Source organism: Psychrobacter pygoscelis, from assembly GCF_004335015.1.
In the GTDB taxonomy this organism is placed as follows: domain Bacteria; phylum Pseudomonadota; class Gammaproteobacteria; order Pseudomonadales; family Moraxellaceae; genus Psychrobacter; species Psychrobacter pygoscelis.
This window is the reverse complement of the sequence record NZ_RQRU01000001.1, coordinates 498,703-519,667: the sequence shown is the minus strand read 5'-3', so window position 1 is coordinate 519,667 and position 20,965 is coordinate 498,703. Positions and strand designations below refer to the sequence as shown.

At 43.4% G+C, this 20,965-nt stretch carries 15 protein-coding genes; 8 read left to right on the top strand and 7 right to left on the bottom strand.

Features of this window, described 5'->3' with window-relative positions:
• The first annotated feature begins 594 nt into the window (after positions 1-594).
• On the top strand, positions 595-1,833 hold the full coding sequence (locus EGV92_RS02095) for an argininosuccinate synthase (RefSeq protein ID WP_131667555.1): 1,239 nt from the start codon (positions 595-597) through the stop codon (positions 1,831-1,833).
• 254 nt (positions 1,834-2,087) lie between these two features.
• Here the strand turns inward: EGV92_RS02095 and EGV92_RS02090 are convergent, their stop codons facing one another.
• On the bottom strand, positions 2,088-3,311 hold the full coding sequence (locus tag EGV92_RS02090; RefSeq protein WP_131667554.1) for a hypothetical protein: 1,224 nt from the start codon (positions 3,309-3,311) through the stop codon (positions 2,088-2,090).
• Between the two features lie 342 nt (positions 3,312-3,653).
• Here EGV92_RS02090 and EGV92_RS02085 point away from each other — a divergent pair, with 342 nt between their 5' ends.
• Positions 3,654-4,277, top strand: coding sequence for a L,D-transpeptidase (locus tag EGV92_RS02085; protein WP_131667553.1), 624 nt, complete (start codon positions 3,654-3,656; stop codon positions 4,275-4,277).
• 214 nt (positions 4,278-4,491) lie between these two features.
• Here the strand turns inward: EGV92_RS02085 and EGV92_RS02080 are convergent, their stop codons facing one another.
• Together EGV92_RS02080 and EGV92_RS02075 are read right to left on the bottom strand one after the other, a co-directional pair.
• Positions 4,492-5,994, bottom strand: coding sequence for a CYTH and CHAD domain-containing protein (locus EGV92_RS02080; protein ID WP_131667552.1), 1,503 nt, complete (start codon positions 5,992-5,994; stop codon positions 4,492-4,494).
• Between the two features lie 606 nt (positions 5,995-6,600).
• Positions 6,601-8,184 carry an isocitrate lyase gene (locus EGV92_RS02075; RefSeq protein ID WP_131667551.1) on the bottom strand — a complete coding sequence of 528 codons (1,584 nt, stop codon included), beginning with the start codon at positions 8,182-8,184 and terminating at the stop codon, positions 6,601-6,603.
• 874 nt (positions 8,185-9,058) lie between these two features.
• Here EGV92_RS02075 and EGV92_RS02070 point away from each other — a divergent pair.
• Positions 9,059-10,048, top strand: a complete 990-nt coding sequence (locus EGV92_RS02070; RefSeq protein ID WP_131667550.1) for a LysR family transcriptional regulator — start codon at positions 9,059-9,061, stop codon at positions 10,046-10,048.
• A 363-nt stretch (positions 10,049-10,411) separates the two neighbouring features.
• Positions 10,412-11,803, top strand: coding sequence for an NAD-dependent succinate-semialdehyde dehydrogenase (locus EGV92_RS02065; RefSeq protein ID WP_131667549.1), 1,392 nt, complete (start codon positions 10,412-10,414; stop codon positions 11,801-11,803).
• Between the two features lie 100 nt (positions 11,804-11,903).
• On the opposite strand, the gene purN is transcribed toward EGV92_RS02065, so the two are convergent.
• Positions 11,904-12,677, bottom strand: coding sequence for a phosphoribosylglycinamide formyltransferase (purN, locus tag EGV92_RS02060; RefSeq protein ID WP_131667548.1), 774 nt, complete (start codon positions 12,675-12,677; stop codon positions 11,904-11,906).
• Complete coding sequence (purM, locus tag EGV92_RS02055) at positions 12,677-13,732, bottom strand: phosphoribosylformylglycinamidine cyclo-ligase (RefSeq protein WP_131667547.1); 1,056 nt, start codon at positions 13,730-13,732, stop codon at positions 12,677-12,679. The genes purN and purM overlap by 1 nt, the downstream gene beginning before the upstream one ends.
• Before the next feature lie 370 nt (positions 13,733-14,102).
• Here purM and EGV92_RS02050 point away from each other — a divergent pair, with 370 nt between their 5' ends.
• The 3 genes from EGV92_RS02050 (at position 14,103) to EGV92_RS02040 (ending at position 17,384) form a co-directional block, all read left to right on the top strand.
• Positions 14,103-15,203: an AI-2E family transporter gene (locus tag EGV92_RS02050; RefSeq protein WP_131667546.1), complete on the top strand. Its 1,101-nt coding sequence runs from the start codon at positions 14,103-14,105 to the stop codon at positions 15,201-15,203.
• Positions 15,204-15,523: 320 nt separating this feature from the next.
• Positions 15,524-16,333 (top strand): DnaA regulatory inactivator Hda, encoded by an 810-nt coding sequence (gene hda, locus EGV92_RS02045; protein WP_131667545.1) that lies wholly within the window; start codon positions 15,524-15,526, stop codon positions 16,331-16,333.
• 340 nt (positions 16,334-16,673) lie between these two features.
• The gene (locus EGV92_RS02040; protein ID WP_131667544.1) at positions 16,674-17,384 is read left to right on the top strand and encodes a DUF2057 family protein; all 711 of its coding nucleotides are present in this window, start codon (positions 16,674-16,676) and stop codon (positions 17,382-17,384) included.
• Positions 17,385-17,473: 89 nt separating this feature from the next.
• On the opposite strand, the gene EGV92_RS02035 is transcribed toward EGV92_RS02040, so the two are convergent.
• On the bottom strand, positions 17,474-17,944 hold the full coding sequence (locus EGV92_RS02035; protein ID WP_131667543.1) for a Dps family protein: 471 nt from the start codon (positions 17,942-17,944) through the stop codon (positions 17,474-17,476).
• Positions 17,945-18,303: 359 nt separating this feature from the next.
• Entirely contained in the window at positions 18,304-18,957 is a 654-nt protein-coding gene (locus tag EGV92_RS02030) for a YcxB family protein (protein WP_131667542.1), read from the bottom strand.
• A 557-nt stretch (positions 18,958-19,514) separates the two neighbouring features.
• Here EGV92_RS02030 and serS point away from each other — a divergent pair.
• Positions 19,515-20,801: a serine--tRNA ligase gene (gene serS / locus EGV92_RS02025; protein ID WP_131667541.1), complete on the top strand. Its 1,287-nt coding sequence runs from the start codon at positions 19,515-19,517 to the stop codon at positions 20,799-20,801.
• The last annotated feature ends 164 nt before the right edge of the window (positions 20,802-20,965 follow it).

The following is a 20,965-nucleotide window of genomic DNA, read 5'->3' as shown; positions in this document are numbered from 1 at the left end:
TATAATAACAGGTTTTATGCAGTGACTAAATGAGTGATAGAGCATGAATTGGTATATTTCCCCCTAGATTTAATCGATGACTTTTAGACTAATGATTGTGACTATTGGTGGTTATTGCTCTAAATATGTGCTGGACGAGTGCTTAGAGATAAGTCAATACTAGGACGTGGCCTCATTTACCAAAATTGACGTTTAACGGCTGAAAATGGCTAAGGCTATTTTGCAGTAGACATTTATTAACCAAGGGTTTACTAACATAGCTAGAGAGTCTATCCTATAATTGTTGGTTGTCTTGGTTAAATACTTCGATAAGTTAAGAAGCCTAGTAATTAGCATAGCAAGATAATACTGCTAACTTATCAGACTATTCAGTGAACCAAGCTGGCTTAAGCTGTCACATCATGCGATGTTAATCATACCTCAATATCCTAACTGAGTTACAAGTCATCCTTAGAGAGACTAGATTGGACTTGCCAGTAAGGTCCATTAACTGTGTTAGGAATGGCAGTATTTGAGCACCAGTATTATTTTTAATAACTTTAATCAATTACACTTACTTAGTTTCACTCTCGCTTCATTACATAAGGATGTTCTATGTCTAAACTTGATCCAAAGAATATTAATAAAATTGTCTTGGCCTATTCAGGTGGTCTAGATACTTCAATTATCGCCAAATGGCTACAAGAAACCTATGAGGCGGAAGTCATTACTTTCACTGCTGATATTGGTCAAGGCGAAGAAGTTGAGCCTGCACGTGCCAAGGCTGAAGCGATGGGTATCAAGAATATTTATATCGAAGATCTGCGCGAAGAGTTCGCCCGTGATTACGTATTTCCGATGTTTCGTGCCAATGCCATCTACGAGGGCGAGTACCTATTAGGGACCTCCATTGCCAGACCGCTTATTGCCAAGCGCTTAGTTGAGATTGCTAAAGAGCACAACGCTGACGCTATCAGCCATGGGGCTACTGGCAAAGGGAATGATCAAGTTCGTTTTGAGCTAGGTGCTATTGCCCTTGCGCCAGAGATCAAAACTATCGCGCCATGGCGGGAGTGGGATCTATCTAGCCGCGAAAGCCTAATGCAATATGCAGAAGAGCATAATATCCCAATCGACTTTGCGGCCAATAAGAAAAAGTCGCCTTATTCTATGGATGCCAACTTATTGCACATCTCTTATGAAGGTGGCATTTTAGAAGATCCTTATGCGGAAGCTGAAGAGGATATGTGGCGCTGGTCGGTAAGCCCAGAAAAAGCACCTGACGAAGCTCAATATCTAGAGCTTGAGTACGAAAAAGGTGATATCGTCGCTATCGATGGTGAGCGTCTAAAGCCATTTGAAGTGATGACCAAGCTCAATGAGATCGGTGGTAAGCATGGCATTGGTCGCTTAGATATTGTCGAAAACCGCTATGTCGGCATGAAGTCTCGCGGCTGCTATGAGACGCCAGCAGGGACTATCATGCTTAAAGCGCACCGTGGTATTGAGTCCTTAACGTTAGATCGTGAAGCTGCACATCTTAAAGACGAGCTAATGCCACGCTATGCGAAGATTATCTACAATGGCTATTGGTTCAGCCCTGAGCGTGAAATGCTTCAAGCGCTGATCGATAAGTCGCAGGAGTACGTCAACGGTACAGTTCGAGTGAAGCTGTATAAAGGCAATGTTAGCGTCGTCGGCCGTAAGTCAGAGGACTCACTATTTGATGAGAAGATAGCCACATTTGAAGACGATGCGGGTGCGTATGATCAAAAAGATGCTGAAGGCTTTATTCGCTTAAATGGTCTGCGTCTAGCCATTGAAGCTAGCCGTGGTCGTGACTTATCTAAATAAGTCTGCATCCGCAGTTTAACGTTACTTTTGATAAAAAGCAGAGGCTCTCGTGTCTCTGCTTTTTTTATGAGCTAGTCAATTTTATTTCAAATAGACGGTGCACACTGAGAGACGCTAATATAAGTTTCCGGCTAAATATTATGCTACGGCTGAGGCGAGGATAAGCTTATGCCAGTGACGTTATGATAAATTTTGAGTGGGTTGATTATATGGGCGGTCTATTTTGCCAGTGTTCTATTTTAGGGCTATAGATATTAATGAACATCAGCAGCTTGAGGGGTATCCGCCGGGAGCACTATGTCATTAGCAGCGCCTTGACCAAGATCAGTACTGGGGTCTGATTCTTGCGCTGCCGCAACTACCACCTTCTGACCTTGCTGCGATTGATACTTTAATAAGGCCAGTATGCTAAGACCACCAATAACTAGGATGATTAACAAAATTACTGGATTTCTCCATAGCGGCGTTGAAGGAGTATCTTTGCTGGTAGCACTGTTATGCGCTGTGGTAGGTGCTGGGGCGGGATTGCTAAGCAGTCCAAGGTTGACCAAAGGGCGGCTTGGCGGCGTCATAGGTTCAGAGGCAATGCGCAGACGATGACGACTTAGATATATATCACTAATTTTGGCCAATTGTAATAACCAGCGCTGATGGGGAAGAGAGATAGAAGTCATGGGCGCGAAGACTAGGAGCTCATCATGTAGACTTTGACTGGCATTCTCAGATGAGCGGCCAATCAGTTTGGCATAGTGGGGCACTTCATCTTCGTTGGCAGGGGTCGGCAGATTAGCGGGTGGTGAATAGCCCAAAAGACGGTGCCAAAAGGGATCAAACTTTGGTGGTTGAAACCCTGTATTCGTTGATGTTAAAGGGCTGCCGATAGTAGATTGTTCGGCCATTTCTACAGCTGATTCTAAAGCCTCGCTCTTGCTGGAGTCACTAGACTTTTGAGAGACGGCATCAAAGCGTGAGCAGTGCAAAAATTGAGGCTGAAGATTTAGCCAATTGTCGACATCATCACCGTCCAATTGAGCATAGTCGGTCAAGATTGCCAGCTCTCTTAAACAGATAACACAAAGTGTGGTTAATAGTATATAGACTCGTGAAAGCGGTGCATCGATATGCGAGGCAATATGCTCAGCGACTTTGGACATACTGCGTGAGTCGGCAAATAGCGCTTCAGTAACAGCTTGACGATGATAAAAAGCGGCGTCTATAGTCACAAAGTTCATAGAGTTATACTGGCGCAGCTCTTTGATGCCATTACGCGAAAAGAGCTTTTTAATTACCGCTGTGCCCCCGTGACGAGCTTGATAAGCCAACAAAGCGCTTACAATGGCTTGAATACTTGCTGACTGGGCGAGTTGGGCTTGAGGTAGGGATAGTTTGGCGATATCTGCCAGTAATACGGTCAGCGGCAAGGTGTCTTCGGTCAAGAAGTCATAAATCGACACCCGTGTCGGTGAGATATAATTCATAAGAATACAGCAGTTAGAAATGTGAGTTTATAATAAGGTGAGTATCGTCATGATACAATCCCTAAATACGCCTTATCGTCCAATCATAACCTTTGAGCTTCGCTAAGAGCTTAGTCTATAGCGTTAATTAATTTTCGCGCATAGTGTCATCAGAGGTTACTACTAAATTCTAACCTCCCTTTGTTAGTCAAAATAAATCAAGTGACAATCCTATAAAGCCACTGATGCAGCTTTGAAGCTAGATGAGAAAGATAATTGCAATTAACCTCCCTTTTTTGATGGACCAGTGTTGATACAAAGGGGGCATACTATAATAACTTAGTGCTAAAAGAGTATTTAATTATGAGTCAAGTTCGCCCAAGTAATCGTGCTTCTTCAGAGCCTGATGACCCTATCAATCGTAGTAATAACAAGGTTAACAATAGTGCTAACAGCTACCACGCCGAGAGTACTGATGGTAATACGGATAAATTACCATCATACTTGGTCATCAGTATTGCTGCACAAACCCTAAGTCACTACCGATTAGGCAAGCTGATTAAGCGGTATTCAGTATCAACGGCCAAAAATGGTGTGGGTAGTGTAGAGGGCAGTGGGCAGACGCCATTGGGCCGTCATACTATTGCTGCTAAGATTGGTGCTAAAGCCCCGATAAATTCAGTATTTATTGGCCGTATCGCTACTGGTGAAATTTATGATCAAAAACTTGGGGAGAAGTATCCGGATAGGGATTGGATATTAAGCCGAATCTTATGGTTGGATGGCTGCGAGGAAGGCCGTAATAAAGGCAGTAATGAGTGCGGGGTCTGTGATACTTATCAGCGTTATATCTATATTCATGGTACGCCTGATACCGAGCCTATGGGTGTGCCTTTGTCCCATGGCTGTATCCGAATGCGTAATGAAGACATCGCTGTATTGTTTGACCAAGTCGAAGAAGGGACAGTCGTTGATATCGTTAATTGATGGCAAAATATACTGAAGTCACATTGATGCTGTGCGGAGGAACAGTCAATTTATTACTGCTATTAGGTAGCGGTAATAGTTAGTTGGCTATGATGCAGACACAAGGTAATTAGTTAAAGATTATCTAAATACCTGATCTGCATGGTATTAAAAAAGCCGCTAAGATTTAGCGGCTTTTTAAGTCGTTTTGCTCTAAAATCGTTATGCGAACACTTTACCAGAAAGTCGGGGCGTCTTTGACTGTCATGAGACTTTGAGCGCATTCTTTGGCTGCATGTTTCTCTTGAGCACCGAAGTGGCCGACAGCAAACCAAGCGGCGGCATCTGACTGCGCTTTTTCTTGATAAAAGCGGTGACCGACCAAGTCATCGTTGTATTCACCTAAGATATCTTGGGCGGGCTCTAAGTATTTCAAAAAGCGCTTGGTCTTTTTCTTTTTATACATGGGCGCTGCAAACTCACTGATATAGCGTAGGCTTTTGAGACGCTTACGCACATCATGCTGGGCTTCGATATCAAGATCAGCAAAATGATCGCTGGCCTTAGTTATTTTGCCAAATAGCTTATCCAGTATCTTACTCAGTTTAGCTTTGGCAGGCTTGCTGCTATCATCTTCGTCCGCAGGCGACATACTGAATTCAATCAGCTCTAGTAAAGTGAGCTGGAAGTCATTAGCACGAACAGCATCGATCGGCATAACTTTAAGGCTTTCGCGCTCAGGGGACCAGTCGACAAAGGGTGCGCCGTGCTCCTCTAGCATAGGCTGAGTTTTAACTTGTAGAATCTCACGATCTCGATACTCTCCAAGTAGACTAAAAGTCTGCTTAAGTACTGGTGTCCAGTCATTGTTAATACTGTCTGAAAACCCTTCGAAGAATTTCAGCGCGGTCCGCAGTCGGCGAATACCGACACGAAGCTGATGTACATGGTTGCCATCTTCGCTTCCAGCCGCGATTGCACTGGCATTAGGGAGAATTTGTAACATGCAGTTGTGTACCACGGCACGCATGAAAGCCGCCTGACTCATACCGCTATCGATATTGAGTTGACTGAGGTCTGACTTCACGGCATCGACATGGTCTTTGTTTGCCAATAATAGACCACCACGCTCGGCCTTAGTCACTGTAGACACACACAGCTTATAGCGTTTGCACCAAGTCTTAGCGACTTCAAATAAGTAGTTGGTATCTCCTTGAACCAGTTCAAACTCTATCTCTTTGACATCGCTATGTTGACTGTCATCTTCGCCATGAGTGACCACACCCGTATCATAAGCAACCTCGATAACATTGCCATCTTTTTTAATAAATCGGGTGATGCGTTTAACATCAGTGACATATTGGCATAGTAGATTTTTGGCCAGTTTATTTAACTTAAAGTCCTTGAGTGCTGAAGCTGTCTCCACCTCTTCATAGACGCTCAAATCTGGTAGCAGCTCTCCGTCATTGATAGCCTGCTCAGTAGCCTCTTTGTCTAAGATATGGTTGTGCTCAAGACGTGCGACCATACCATCACCAGCGGCTTTGATGGTCTGTACCCAATCTTCACCTTCTTTACGTATTCTTAAAGCAACTCCCGCCTTAGCCAAACTCTGTTCTGGCGTGTCAAAATAGTGTGCTGCTAATTGGGAGGTTTCCGAAGATTTAATATTGGCCTGCCGCATTAAGGCCTCAACCTTATATTCGGGTACTAAAAACTTCAGTTCAATCTCTTGCATGGCCTTCCTCTGTAGTTACAAATAGTAATCTTCACTATATCGTATGGGAGTGATAGGTGAATGACAAGTAAAATTACATGACATATTAATGACAATCTATCTTGGTGCAGAATAAAATTACTAATTAAGTGAATAATTTAGAGAGATGGTTAAACTAACGCTATAAGTGACGATACTATTAAAGGTCTATCGAACAAAAGTAAAAATGGTATTAAGCTTGATTTGACGATGAGCAAAATAACGATTGCTCTTCTTAAGGCTAATATTGAAATAATGTTGGTAATATTGGACTGTTTGATGATAAAGACGAGAATACTGGTTAGAGATAGTCGGTTATGAGGGTTAACTTACTTGAGTAAGGCTGCTGAGTTACCTTTATTTCTAAATATGATATTATTGAGTCTGACACTGTTGCATTTAATTATTACTATAAGTTGTAGCTTATATCGGCTACTGTGCTTAAGTAAGCCACGTGATAGGTGTATAGAGTACTAATATAGAGTACTAATATAGAGTATTAATAAAGATAGCAAAAAATAAAACCGCCCTACAATTAAGTAGGGCGGTTTTGTTAAGACTAAGTAACTCTTATAGACGAGCAGTTAATTAAAACTGGTTCATCGTGTTCTTTTCGCCGCCAGCTTTTAGCGCGTTGTCACCAGAGAAGATCTCTTTGTGATCATCGCCTAAGTCAGAACCTGCCATGGCTTGGTGCTTAACGCAAGAGATGCCTTCGCGGATTTCTTTACGCTGGACACCAGCGGCATACGCAAGCATACCTTCTTCACCGAAGTAGCCTTTAGCAAGCTCATGCACGCTTAGGGCAGTGGTGTGGTAAGTCGGTAGGGTGATTAGATGATGGAAGACACCAGCTTCACGTGAGGCATCACGTTGGAAGTTGCGAGCAGCATCGTCAGCCGCTTTATCAAGATCAGTACCGTCGTATTCAGCACTCATTAAGTTGTCTTTATCATAGGCTGAGACGTCTTTACCTTCTTCTTCCCACTTAGCAATAACTTGCTTACGGAAGTTGAGCGTCCAGTTGAATGATGGGCTGTTGTTGTAAACCAGCTTCGCTTTTGGCTGCTGCTCTTTGATACGGTCGACCATTGATTTGATGTGAGCGACGTCTGGCGTAGGAGTCTCGATCCAAAGTAGATCCGCACCGTTTTCCAAAGCAGTAACACAGTCAAGGACAACGCGATCGACGTTTGTATCTTCACGGAAAGAGTATAGACCGTTTGGCAGACGAACTGGACGAACTAGCTTGCCATCACGCTTAAGCAATACGTCATTTTCACGAGCTTCAGAGATATCAATCTCTTCTACATCGATAAAGTCGATGTATTTAGAAGCCAAGTCACCTGGCTCTTGAGATACTGGGATTTTCTGGGTTAATGAAGCACCCTCAGAATCCGTACGAGCAACGATAATACCGTTGTCCACACCAAGCTCTAAGAAAGCATAGCGGATAGCGTTTAGCTTAGAGATAAAATCTTCGTGCGGTACAGTGACCTTACCGGCTTGGTGACCACACTGCTTAGCGTCAGACACTTGGTTTTCGATTTGGATAGCACAAGCACCCGCTTCGATCATTGCTTTAGTCAGTAAGTAAGTCGCTTCTTCGTTACCGAATCCAGCATCGATATCGGCGATAATTGGCACTACATGAGATTCAAAGTTATCAATCTTAGCTTGGATTTCGCTAGTGTCTTGACCAGCTTCTTTAGCAGCGTTTAGCTCACGGAAGTAGTCATTCAACACTTTGGCATCTGCTTGACGCAAGAAGGTGTAGATCTCTCTGATTAGGTCAGGAACTGTCGTTTTTTCGTGCATTGATTGGTCAGGTAATGGACCAAGCTCAGAGCGAAGAGCGGCAACCATCCAACCAGATAGGTAGATATAGCGCTTAGAGGTTGTACCAAAGTATTTTTTAGCAGCATACATAGACTGCTGAGCGACAAAGCCGTGCCACGCACCTAGAGACTGCGTATATTTAGAAGTATCAGCGTCGTACTCTTCCATATCCTTACGCATGATATCGGCTGTGTATTTAGCAATATCAACGCCAGTTTTAAAGCGGTTTTGCACGATCATTCGTGCGGCATCAGTCTCGCTAATGTTTTGCCAGTTGCCATGTTTTTGTTTTAATTCACGGATATGATCAATTGCTGATGTATAAGTCGACATCAATACTCTCCTTGGTGATGAAGTGGACGGGGTAAAATAAAACATTAAAAACGAGTTCAATAGAAAGCCACTATAAGTGCCAGTAGCTGATAAACTCAAATTATTAAAATTTATTACTAATGGTAAAGCAGAATTTAGAGAAAATAGGATTAAATCAGCTGTAGCTATGCACCTTGTATCGTCCAAGTGCTAAGATGCCTATTACCCTAAACAATGCCAGTCATAAATACAAGGTTAAATACTGGTAAGGTTATATTACCGCTACAAGCCCTTCGCTAAGACGTCTTCATAAAGCAAGGTCTATTAAGCAAGGCTTAAAAATCATCAGTTATTCAAATGACCTATAAGTGTCTTATAAAATAGGACAGGGCCAGTAAGTGCTTGTTAATCACTATAGCGAGCTTACCTTAATTTATCTAATTTATGATAGTTATCTTGGGTATTTTTGCTAATTATAGTATAGTAGTGACAAGGCTTTAAGACAGATAATCAGCTATTAAATATATGCTAAACAAACTTTTTTGTAACCATATTTATAACCCTTGTTTGCAGATCTAGGTATAGAATTTTCCTAGTCTGAGTACGACTTGATGGACTAAGAGGGGTGAATAACATGGCCTTAATAGATATTATAGTCGCCCATTTTGAAAGCCAATAGTAGATTTGGCAGGCTTGTCCATTGCCATACCCATTTAAACGTAAATTAAGATGACAATTGCCTAACTTGGCTAAGATATTGTCCCCTCGGTTTTTTGAGTTTTATGAATAATATACCGCGATAAATTATACAGATTGGTCAGTGAGTAGTTAGCATACTCCATTTTTAAAAAGCACTTTAATCATAAGCTTGCAGAGATTTTAAAGAGATTATTATATGAATTTGCAGCGTGTAGATCTAAATTTATTGGTACATTTAGATGTCTTGCTTAGAGAAAAAAACGTCACTAGAGCCGCAGAGCAGTTAGGTATTACTCAGCCCGCGATGAGTAATATATTAAGACGCCTGCGTAAGTTATTTAACGATCCATTATTGGTACGATCTTCAGAAGGTATGACACCGACTGAGCGCGCGTTAGAGCTACAGCCGCGTATCCGAGAGATACTGGCTGATCTTACGCAGGTGCTAGAGCCAAGAACAGAGTTCCGGCCTTATAGTACCTCAAGGGTATTTCGAATCATGACCTCAGACTATGCTGAGGCGACTTTGGTACCGAGGCTGGTTAAAGCACTACGCTCAGAGGCGCCAAATGTTATTTTAGATTTCTTGACTCCCTCTGATGTCTCTTATCGCGATATGGAGCAAGGCCGAGTGGATTTAGCCATTAACCGCTTCAATGAGATTCCCCAAAGCTTCCATCAAGTCTTGGTCTGGCGCGACACTTTTAGCTGTTTGCTCTCTGCCGAAAGCCCTTATGTCAACCGCTTTAACCTAAAAAACTATCTTAAGGCGCAGCATGTTTGGGTGTCTAAAACCGGAATGGGCGTAGGTTTTGGCGTCAATCCAGATAAATCTGGTGGGCTTGGCTCTATTGACCAAGCCTTGCAGCGACTCGGACAAAAACGGCAGATTAGCGTCTTTACCCGTCATTATCAGATGCCTGCTATGCTCGCCGCTAATAAAGACCTAATCGCAACTTTGCCCACGCGCGTGGCGAGAATGCAAGCCACCAATGACAGCATCGTGATGAAAGAGCCGCCGTTCTTTATCCCTGAGTTTGAGTTGACTATGGCGTGGTCGCCATTACTACAACATCACCCGGCACACCGCTGGCTACGACAACTTATCATGCATGTCGCACGGCAAGTGGTGTCAGATGAGAATAATGAAGAGCATGAGATGCCCATTATTAATCACCTCTTTTGACGGTATTAGAGTGATCAATAATTAATCTTAAGAAAGTGTTACTCTCAATATGGCAAGAGTCACGGTAAAAGATTCGCTCAGCCTTACTCGACTATGACAATTAACCACCGTTAAGGTGGTTTTTTTATAGGCATAAAGAACGACTTAGCAACTGTATCTTGAAATTTGCGACATTTTGCCGTTCAAGATAAAGGTCAGTGACCTGTCTTTATCATTTGCAACATCTTATTGACACAGTTACATAACTTGTAAAGCTTGAGTTAGCTTGCTTTGGTATTCTAAAAACATACCTTAAAAGTAAGGCGTTAGTATAAATGCCTATTATGGTATGGCTAGCATTAACCAAACATAAGGACAATATTTATGGCAGATATCACTACAATTAACCCCGCCACGGAAGAAGAAATTGCTAATTATGATTATATGAGTGAGAGCCAAGTTAATGACATTATTGACGCCTCACATCAGGCATTCTTGGAATGGCGTAAGACCTCACCCGAGCAGCGCGCTGAGGTAATCCGCTCTGTAGCGGACACTCTGATGGCATATAAAGAAGAGTTGGCTAAGCTGATGACCGAGGAGCGAGGCAAGCTATATAGTCACAGCTTGCAAGAGGTCGATCTATGTAAGCAAATTTGCGATTATACAGCTGAACATGGCATTAGCGCATTGGCGGAAGATGAACGAGAAGCCGAAGGTCTTAAAAAAGGCATCGTAACTTATCAGCCTATCGGTATTATCTATGGTATCCAGCCATGGAACTATCCTGCGTACCAAGTATTTCGCTATACCATTGCCAATCTAATGGCCGGAAATAGCGTCCTACTAAAGCACGCCTCAAACGTCACGGGCACAGCGTTACTTATCGAAAAAATCTTTCAGGACTCTGATCTGCCAAAAGACCTATTTCGCACTTTGATTATCAGTCACGATCAGTCAAATGAGGTGATTGATCATGATAAGGTCCGTGGTGTCACCCTCACTGGTAGTGATACAGCTGGCCGAGTCGTCGCTCAGCAGGCCGCTAAAGCAATTAAGAAAACGGTCCTAGAGTTAGGCTCCAACGATGCCTTTATTGTGTTAGAAGATGCCGACTTAGACTTAGCGGTTGAGACTTGCGCCCATGCGCGGCTTTATAATAATGGCGAAACGTGTATTGCTGCCAAGCGCTTTGTCGTCGTCGATAGTGTCTACGATGACTTTAAAGAGCGTATCATAGCGAAATTTAAGGAATATACCGTCGGCTCTCCACTTGATGAGGCGAGCAAGATAGGTCCGATGTCTAGTGTGAGTCAACGCGATAATCTGCATCAACAAGTTGAAGAGAGCGTGAAAAAGGGCGCAACAATAACGCTTGGTGGGCAAATCGCAGATGGCAAAGGGGCATACTATCCTGCTACTATCTTAGAAAATGTAGAACCTGGTCAACCCGCTTATGACGATGAGCTATTTGGTCCGGTGGCTTCATTGATTCGCGCAAAAGATGCAGATGATGCTCTACGAATCGCCAATGACAGCCGATATGGTCTAGGCGGCGCGATTTTCTCTAAAGATGAGGACAAAGCCGTTCAACTGGCCACAGAGTATTTTGATACCGGTATGGTCTATATTAATGGCTATGGTCTAGTGCATCCCGCACTGCCTTTCGGCGGTGTCAAAGACTCAGGCTACGGTCGTGAGCATGGTGGCTTTGGTGTTAAAGAATTTGTCAATATTAAAGCAATCCATGTGGTGGGTAAAAGCCCTGAAGCTTAATCTAACTAGCATCAATTAAATGTCACTACTAATAAACCCCCGATGGTTAAGCCATCGGGGGTTTTGTATGCGCTAACGATAGAGAGTGAGAGTCGCTGGCTTATTCATCAAGCCAAAGCTTCAGGGGTAACGTCGGCAAAAATGAAGTGACGGCAGTGTCGCTAATAGCACCTTGCTCAGAAGAAAGAGCGGTAAATACTGAAGCTGGAATGACTCCACTGGCAATTAGTAAAATCGTCCAAGGCAGCAGCTGATGCTCAAGCTTTTGTACTCGAGATTTAAGAGTATCTGCGGTATCGCCATCTGAGACAGGCAATAACGCTTGAGTAAGCACTTGGCCCGCATCAAGCTCGGCGGTCACCACATGCACACTACAGCCATGATGACGCTCGCCGGCTTGTAATACGCGGCTGTGAGTGTCTAGACCTTTGTAGTTCGGAAGTAGTGACGGGTGCAGATTAATCATCGGCGCAGGTGCACTATCAATGAATGCCGGGCTAAGGACGCGCATAAAGCCTGCTAGTACAATTAAGTCAGGTTGCCACTTTTGTAGTTGGGTAGTGGCGTGGCGCTCAAAGGTCTTAATGCCCATGCGTTTGCCGATATTATCACCCGAGGTGATATGTGACAGTACTGCCGTCTCAATACCGGCTTGCTCAGCACGCGTAATAGCAAAGGCATCTTTGACATTGCTGATGACACCGACGATTTGGATAGGCAGACTGCCTGAGCGCATCGCATCAATAAGTACTTGAAGGTTGCTACCATTACCAGATACCAATACCGCGACTTTTAAAGGTGATTTAGTACGGTCTAAATCATCATGAGTGGCTATACTTATTCCAGTCGAATCATAAGTTTGCAGGCTGACCATTAAACGTATTCCACGGCAGAAGCGTTATCTTGACGAGCAATCATTTTACCTAACTGCCAAGCCGTTTCACCTGCTTGGGTGAGCGTATCTATTGCTTTACTTGCTTGCTCAGCTGGCACGACAACTACGAAGCCTACGCCGCAGTTGAAGGTACGGTACATCTCTTGGGGCTTGATATTGCCATGGTGCTGTAGCCAGTTAAATAATTCTGGCAATTGCCAGCTTTGCGTATCTATCTGAGCGGCTAGGCCTTCAGGAAGGACGCGTGGCAGATTCTCTGTAAGGCCACCACCGGTGATATGCGACATCGCATGTAGGTTATCATTACCGATAGCATCTTGAAGCGCTTTAATCGCCTTGACATAGATCTTAGTCGGAGCCATAAGGGCATCGGCAATAGGTTGCCCATCTAATGATTCACCACTTTGGGTGATGTCAACACCGCTAACCTCAATGACCTTACGAATCAGTGAATAGCCATTTGAGTGTGCGCCACTAGAGGCGATACCGATTAACACATCACCTTCGGCGACATTATCACCAGTGATGACTTCTGACTCTTCAACCACACCAACGCAAAATCCGGCTAGATCATAGTCTTCGTCTTGATACATGCCAGGCATCTCAGCCGTCTCGCCGCCGATGAGCGCGCAGCCTGACTGCTGACAACCCTCACCAATACCGCTGACCACTGCAGTGGCTGTGTCCACATCGAGCTTACCTGTCGCATAATAGTCTAAAAAGAATAATGGCTCTGCGCCGCAGACCAACAAGTCATTGACACACATGGCTACTAGATCGATGCCGATAGTATCGTGACGACCCAACTGCAAGGCAAGTTTTAGCTTAGTACCGACGCCATCAGTACCAGAGACCAGTAGCGGTGAGCGGTAGCCTTGCGGGATCCGGCAGAGGGCACCGAAGCCGCCTAGACCACCAACGACTTCAGGTCGTGAAGTCGCTTTGGCCACCGACTTAATACGCTGCACCAATGCATCACCGGCATCAATGTCAACGCCAGCATCTTTATAGCTAAGAGAAGGGGAGTTGCTCATAAGAAGTAGACTACCTATTGTTAGATATTCAAGTTAGATATTTAGAAGAGGTTGTGAAATGAAGCTAGAATTTAAACATTTGCTAATGTCAGGCACACATTATAACCAATTATAGGCAACTGTCACAAAATGATTCGGGTAATCATGATAATCTGCCAATCTGACGGTTATTTTATAAACCAAGTACTTTATAAACCAAGGCAAATCTAAGTTGTAAGGATAGTGCAAAGCTTGCTAACTTACGGGGCTAAAAAAAATTTGTTGAATTTTTAATATTTGTGAGACAAAGAATTCTATTCAGAACCTAAGTCTGCGATAATATCGGCGCAACGCTTACTAAGAAGCGATTTGATTTTAGGGAATAACAACAATGCCAACCAAAGCTATCGATCCGTTTTTTCGTCGACTATTTATCGTAGTCGTTATCATTCTGGCGTTATTACTGCTGAACCTGATGATGCCAGTTATTATTCCCTTTGTCGTGGCTTTCTTTTTGGCCTATCTTTTTAACCCATTAGTAAAAAGTCTTAGCCGGTTTTTGCGACGTTGGATAGCTATATTGATCGTCTATGCTGCCATCACCGCCATCATGGTCATTTTACTTTGGTGGCTGATTCCGACCTTGTTAAGCCAACTGCAAGATGCTTGGGAATATATGCCTCAGGTTATGACTTGGTATAATGATGTTGTCCGTAGTTGGGTCAGCCAGTATAGCCCAGTAGCATTGCCAGAACTGCAAGTCAGGGGGCTGTCTGAGACGGTAATGATATATCTACAGAAGAACTATAGCGCCAGTGATGCAGGCTCTTTTATGAGCCATTTATTGGCTTCTAGCATGTCCTTTATCAATAATGCTGGTCTAATTGTATTAGTACCGATTCTGACCTTCTATTTCTTGTTTAATTGGGATGAGCGCCTGAGTAAATGGAAGGTAGCTATCCCTAAAGGCTATGCTAAAAAGACCATTCAAATTTGCCGAGAATGTGACCAAGCGCTAAAGGAATTTATTAAAGGCCAGCTGTTAGTCATGATCTTACTGGGTATCGTTTATGCTGTGCAGCTACAGCTTATTGGCCTTGAGCTGGGCCTTATTATCGGTATGGGAGCAGGAATCGCAAGCTTCGTGCCTTATTTAGGCTTTGGCCTCGGCTTTATTGCCGCTATTATCGCTGCCTTGTTTCAGTTCGGCGTGGACTGGCTGCATATCGGCTTGATTATCGGTGCATTCTTAGTGGGTCAGGCGATAGAAGGCTACGTGCTCCAGCCATTACTGCTAGGTGATAAAATTGGTTTGTCACCGCTCTGGGTTATTTTTGCTGTCTTAGCAGGGGCAAGCTTACTTGGTTTTGTCGGCATGCTGATCGCGCTACCAGTATCGGCGGTCCTTAATGTACTATTTAGACATCTTTACGCTGCCTACTTATCAAGTGAGTTCTATAAAGGGCGGCGTCAGCTCAAGCTTTTTGAGTAGTATCATTTTTTGTAATGATACAGTTAGGCTATCTACCCTCAAATAATAGGCTTTGGACAAGCGGGCGAGTAAAGAGAGTGTAGTCAGTTTGTTTTTATTATATTGCACTACTTTACCGCTCGGATCGTCTAAATGACTGAGTCTATTTAACAATTGCTTCGGTTCGATAGCTTAAGGTTTCTGATCGCCCCTTGTTATTGATTTTACAAATATGTTATATATAACTACAATTTAAGGGCGACAATACTTAAAATACAGACCCATAAGACTTAAAATACAGACCCATAAGTCCAACGTAGTACTGATCGAGTTGAAAGTTCATGGCAGACACCCAGCTTAGCCTCAATCTAGAGATCAAGCATGATGCTAGCCTCAGCGATTTCGCTGGGCCTGGTTGGATGGCGATTATTGATGCAGTTCGGCAGATGCATGTCGGTCTCATGCGTCAGCTGTACCTGTTTGGTAGCCCAGCCACAGGCAAGTCCCACTTGTTATCGGCTATTTGTGAGTCGTTCATCGAGATGGATAGATCTGCGATTTGCTTATCGCTAAATGAGCTGGTTTACACCGATGTCAATGTTCTATCCTCTCTTGAGACCTTCGATGTCATTGCTATTGATAATCTTGAAGTATTGCAGCTGAGTACCCAATGGCAAGAGGCGTTATTCCACCTTATTAATCGCAGCCGTGAAGGTGAGTGTCAGCTACTATTTGCTGCCAAGCAGCCCGCTAGTGAGCTGCCGTTTGCCCTACCTGACTTATTGACTAGACTGGCTCAGGCGCCGGCATTTAAAGTGCCAGACGGCACTGATATTAGAGACCGTCAGACCATGCTAGAGTCTATTCTCAAACGCCGAGGCTGGCAGTTTGATGAGCGGATTATCAGTCACTTATTGACTGAAGGCCCGCATCGCATTGGGGCAATGATGGATGTCCTTAATTATATCCAGCCTATGTTTTCTAATCTGAGCCGAGTTAATATTTCAAAGACAGTTATCAGTGAAGCTATCAAGACAATCGATGAGCAGACCTTGATAGCAGAGCTACTAGACCTTGGTGTTACAGATTTACCGGATGATAAGGACTCACCCATACCACCCGCTGACCCGAATATGTCACTAAACTTCTAATATTTTAAACCTTCTAACAGTTGCCTATTTAGATACTGATACCACGGGACAGTAGTATGATTGGTCAGTAGCTTATGCACAGGTAAGCTTTAGACTGAGCTATAAATTTGAACAACTTCTTAGATATTAGCTATCAAACAAATACTGTCATACCTCTTGGACAAATAAGCTATCATTAGCCTAAGCAATTTGAATAAAGCGTTGTGAATTGTAAGCCATTAGCCATTAATCTGTTAGTTATTAAAAGGTTAGTCATGTAGACAGTAGGCATGATTAAGCAATAAATATAAGTCTATAATTTTATTTCTACTTATCTGTTTTCCCTTATTTAGGATACCTCATGAAATTTGCCATCAGTATCAATAAACTACTAGTCACAGGTGCGTTATTAAGTGCTTCAGTTTTGCCGCTATATACTCAAGCTGCGGTAACCTTAAATGTCGAAGATCATATCAAAGTCACAGCAATCAACGGTCAAGAGATTAAGCAAAGCGCCTTTAAACCATTAACTAAGCAGTTTACCTTGCAACCAGGCAAGCATGTCATCACTGCTAAGTATGATCGCCTTTATGATCTGCGCCGCGATGAGCATGACTATCTACGCTCAGGTAATGTTAGCGTAGCAGCTGAACTACAAGACAATCAGACCTATACCTTGGTTATGCTAGGTCAGCCTGAAGACTACCGTGCTGCTAAAAAATACGCTGAGCAACCAACACTAGCTGTGCAACAAGGCACACAGCTAGTAGCCAGCCAACAGAGTATCGCCAATAATGAAGACGGTATTTTTTCTGGGTTGACTAAGGCTATCGGTGGGGTGTTTGGTGGCAATGATGCCCAGATGGCTAATCAGCGCGCTATAGCCTCTTTAGAGCAAACAGGCTCGGTAGATACAGCGGCTCAAGGTAGTGGTATAGCCGCTGTCCAACCATCAGCAGCGCAAGCTAGTAGCACCGCAGATACTGCTAGTACTCTTGATCAGTTCATGCAGCTTTGGCTTAAAGCTAGCCCAGAAGAGCGCGTTAAAATCCGCCAGTGGGTTCAGGAATAAATTAGTCCTCACTTATATAGCAAAAGCCCGTAATCATCAAGATTACGGGCTTTTTATTATCATCTATACTTTTTTACTTAGGTAATAGATTAACCTAAGAAAGCGTTGTACATCCAGATTAGCTTTTCTTGCTCTTGCACATACCCGTCTACTAGGTCAGCAGTACCTTGATCATCTGCTTCATCAGCGGCAGCTGACACATTGCGCTGCTCTTCAATCAATGACTGAAGTCCTGAAACCACGCCTTCAACACATTGCTTGCCATCGTGGACATTTTTGTCCTCAGAGATGCTAGCATTTTGTGAAAAGTCGCTATAGGCATGTAGTGGTGTGCCACCTAGCGTCAAGATACGCTCAGCGATTTCATCAATCTGTAGTTGCAGGTCGGTGTACAGTTCTTCAAATTTTTCATGAAGTGAGAAGAAATGCTCACCTTTGACGTTCCAGTGATAACCGCGAACGTTGATATAAAAGATATGGTAGCTTGATAATAAGCCATTAAGCTTTTGAATAATGGCTGACATGTCTGCTTTTTCTAGACCGATTTGATTGGTACTCATAGTATTTTCCTTATTATATGAATGATGGGTTTTTATTTAACGTTAAGAGACTCACTAAAAGACAATCCCTTAACCACATGAATAATAATAACAAATCACTAGTGATAAGTTAAATTAATCAAATGAAATAATTCTATTGGTTGAGCAAATTGCTTTATGGTATATCTGTATCTGCCGCTCAAATTACCCATTGCAATGAATCATTCGATTTTGGTATTTAAGCCACAGGTTTAAAGCATAATAGTAACTGTATTATTTATACTACGTTAGCTGATAATGATGGGTATGCTAATCTTTAGTAAAGGTATTATTTTTGTACCACAAAGATTTGAAATTTAATATTATTTTAATAAAGCCCATTATGATTTTGCTAACGTTTCTGGACGTAGACCACGAATAGGAACAACTTCTTGAAGGTGGTTGCGTACAGAGTCAATAGGGAATTTACTGTTAGCCAAACGCTTAGGGATAATTTGACTGCCTTGCTGACCCTTCATCTCAAATAGCATAAAGATGTAGTCATCGGTCTCATCCCAACTTTTGACCGCATTCCACGGAATGACCGCTTGTTGAGTAGTACCAGCGCGCATCTGCATACCACGAACCGCCTTGGGTTGCACGCCAGCATTCGGGGCGGGCATCGCCATAATCAAGCCGTGCTTCTGAACGCCTAATTTTAGGTCGCGCATCTCATCAGGCATCTCTTGCTCGGCCACTTGCTTTTCAAACTCTTTTTTTACATACCATTTAAAGCCAAGGGTTCTAATTAATAAATAGACAATCACACCGATAAGCATGATCCAAAAAAGGATGGTTGAGTATCCGGTGACAAATACCAATCCTGCGATAGCACTGGCAGTAATAATAGCGAGGACAACCCATTCTTTGGTCTTGAGACTAGATAAACCAAAAGTCTGAGAAGACTGAGAAAATAGCTCAAATTGTGCTTGGCGAAATTCCGCTTCAGTTAACTCTAACGGGACAGGTTGGAGAGTATAGGGATACAGTGCCATGGGATCGCTCGATGTTGTAATTAATGTGGGAAATAGCAAATAACAATATTAGTAGCGTATCTTACCGAAATCAGGCTTTAAATGAAACTGCTAAGGGGCAATCTAAGGGTGGTCTAGCCATATAGTCGAGTCTAAATAAAATTGAGTCATCGTAATATGATGCGCCGCTGGGATAAATCTTTCTGGCTTGCGGCGGGCGGGTGCACCGATAAAGGCTGCGAACAATTCATCCCAGTAGCGCTGTATCATTTTTACAATAAACTTGCTATAAGCTGCTGGTAAAGCTTCAGCTAGGCTCTATTTGCTCACTGCTAATCAACCATAGTTGACTCTTAGTAGTAGCCAATGACAGTTGAATTAAGCTAAACCTAAAATCAAGTTATTATTAAGCTCACTGCGAGAGCGATGACTAAGCGCATCATCGAAGCCGTTACTAAAGCCATCACTAAGGCATAGTCAAATTTGATAAGGCTTGGTATCATAGCTTACAAATTCAGTCCATTCACTTTATATCATTTTATCTTTTGCAATATTCTTGGTTTATATAGGCGACCTTTATGATTGACCCAAAACTACTTCGCAGCGACCTCACTACACTTCAGCAGCGTCTGGCGACACGCGGCTATGATCTAGATACTGCTTTTTGGCAGCAGGTAGAGTCCGAGCGCAAGTCGTTACAAGTCAAGACCGAGGCGCTACAAGCCGAAAAAAATGCTGGAGCAAAACAAGTCGGCATGCTCAAGAAAAATGGTGAAGATGCCAGCGAGCTATTGGCCAAGATGCAGACCATCAGTAGTGATATGAAGCAGGCAGAAGAAGACCTTAAAGTTCTGCAAGATAAAATCAATACGGCTGCTCTGCAAATCCCGAACATCCCTGCTGCAGATGTCCCCGTCGGCACATCAGAAGAGGACAATGTCGAAGTGCGCAAATGGGGTACGCCGCGTGACTTTGACTTTGTGATTAAAGACCATACTGACTTAGGTGAAAACCTCGGCGAGCTTGATTTTGAAGCTGCCGCTAAGCTTACTGGTAGCCGCTTTAATGTATTAAAAGGTCAGCTGGCGCAAATGCATCGCGCATTGATTCAATTTATGCTTAATACTCATACGGTAAAGTATGGCTATACTGAGACTTATGTGCCGTATATTGTTAATTCAGACAGTCTCGAGGGTACAGGTCAATTGCCTAAGTTTGAAGAAGACCTATTTAAGCTTACCAACCATACCAATAACGATGAGATGGGCTTTTACCTTATTCCGACAGCTGAAGTACCAATGACTAACTTGGTACGTGGTGAGCGTCTCGACGCTAGCGAGCTGCCGCTAAAATTTACCGCGCATACGCCATGCTTCCGTAGTGAGGCTGGCTCCCATGGCCGGGATACCCGTGGCCTGATTCGTCAGCATCAGTTTGAGAAAGTTGAGATGGTCAATATCGCTAAGGCCGACCAGTCTGATGAGCTATTAGAGCAGATGACTGGACAAGCTGAGTTTATCTTACAGCAGCTTGAGCTACCATACCGCGTCGTCAAGCTCTGTACAGGTGATATGGGCTTTGCTGCGCAAAAGACCTACGATATCGAAGTGTGGCTACCAAGCCAAGATACTTACCGCGAGATCTCTAGCTGCTCTAACTGTGGGGATTTCCAAGCACGGCGCATGGGTACGCGGGTTAAAGATGGCAAAAAAACCGAGCTTGCGCACACGCTAAATGGTTCTGGTCTTGCTGTGGGTCGTACTTTACTGGCGGTCATGGAAAACCATCAAAACGCTGATGGCTCAATTACCATTCCTGAAGTATTGCGTCCGTACATGGGTGGGGCTGAGACTATCAATGTCTAGGCGCCCAGTATCAGGATTTAACAGCAGTATTGAACATCAATACTTAATATTGATGTGATGCCTAACAATGACACCGTGTTCTAAATTGTCATTGATATGATAATAGTTATCTAACGATTCTGTCCGTGTCACTCTGATAGAGTTCGGACAGAATCTTCCAAATC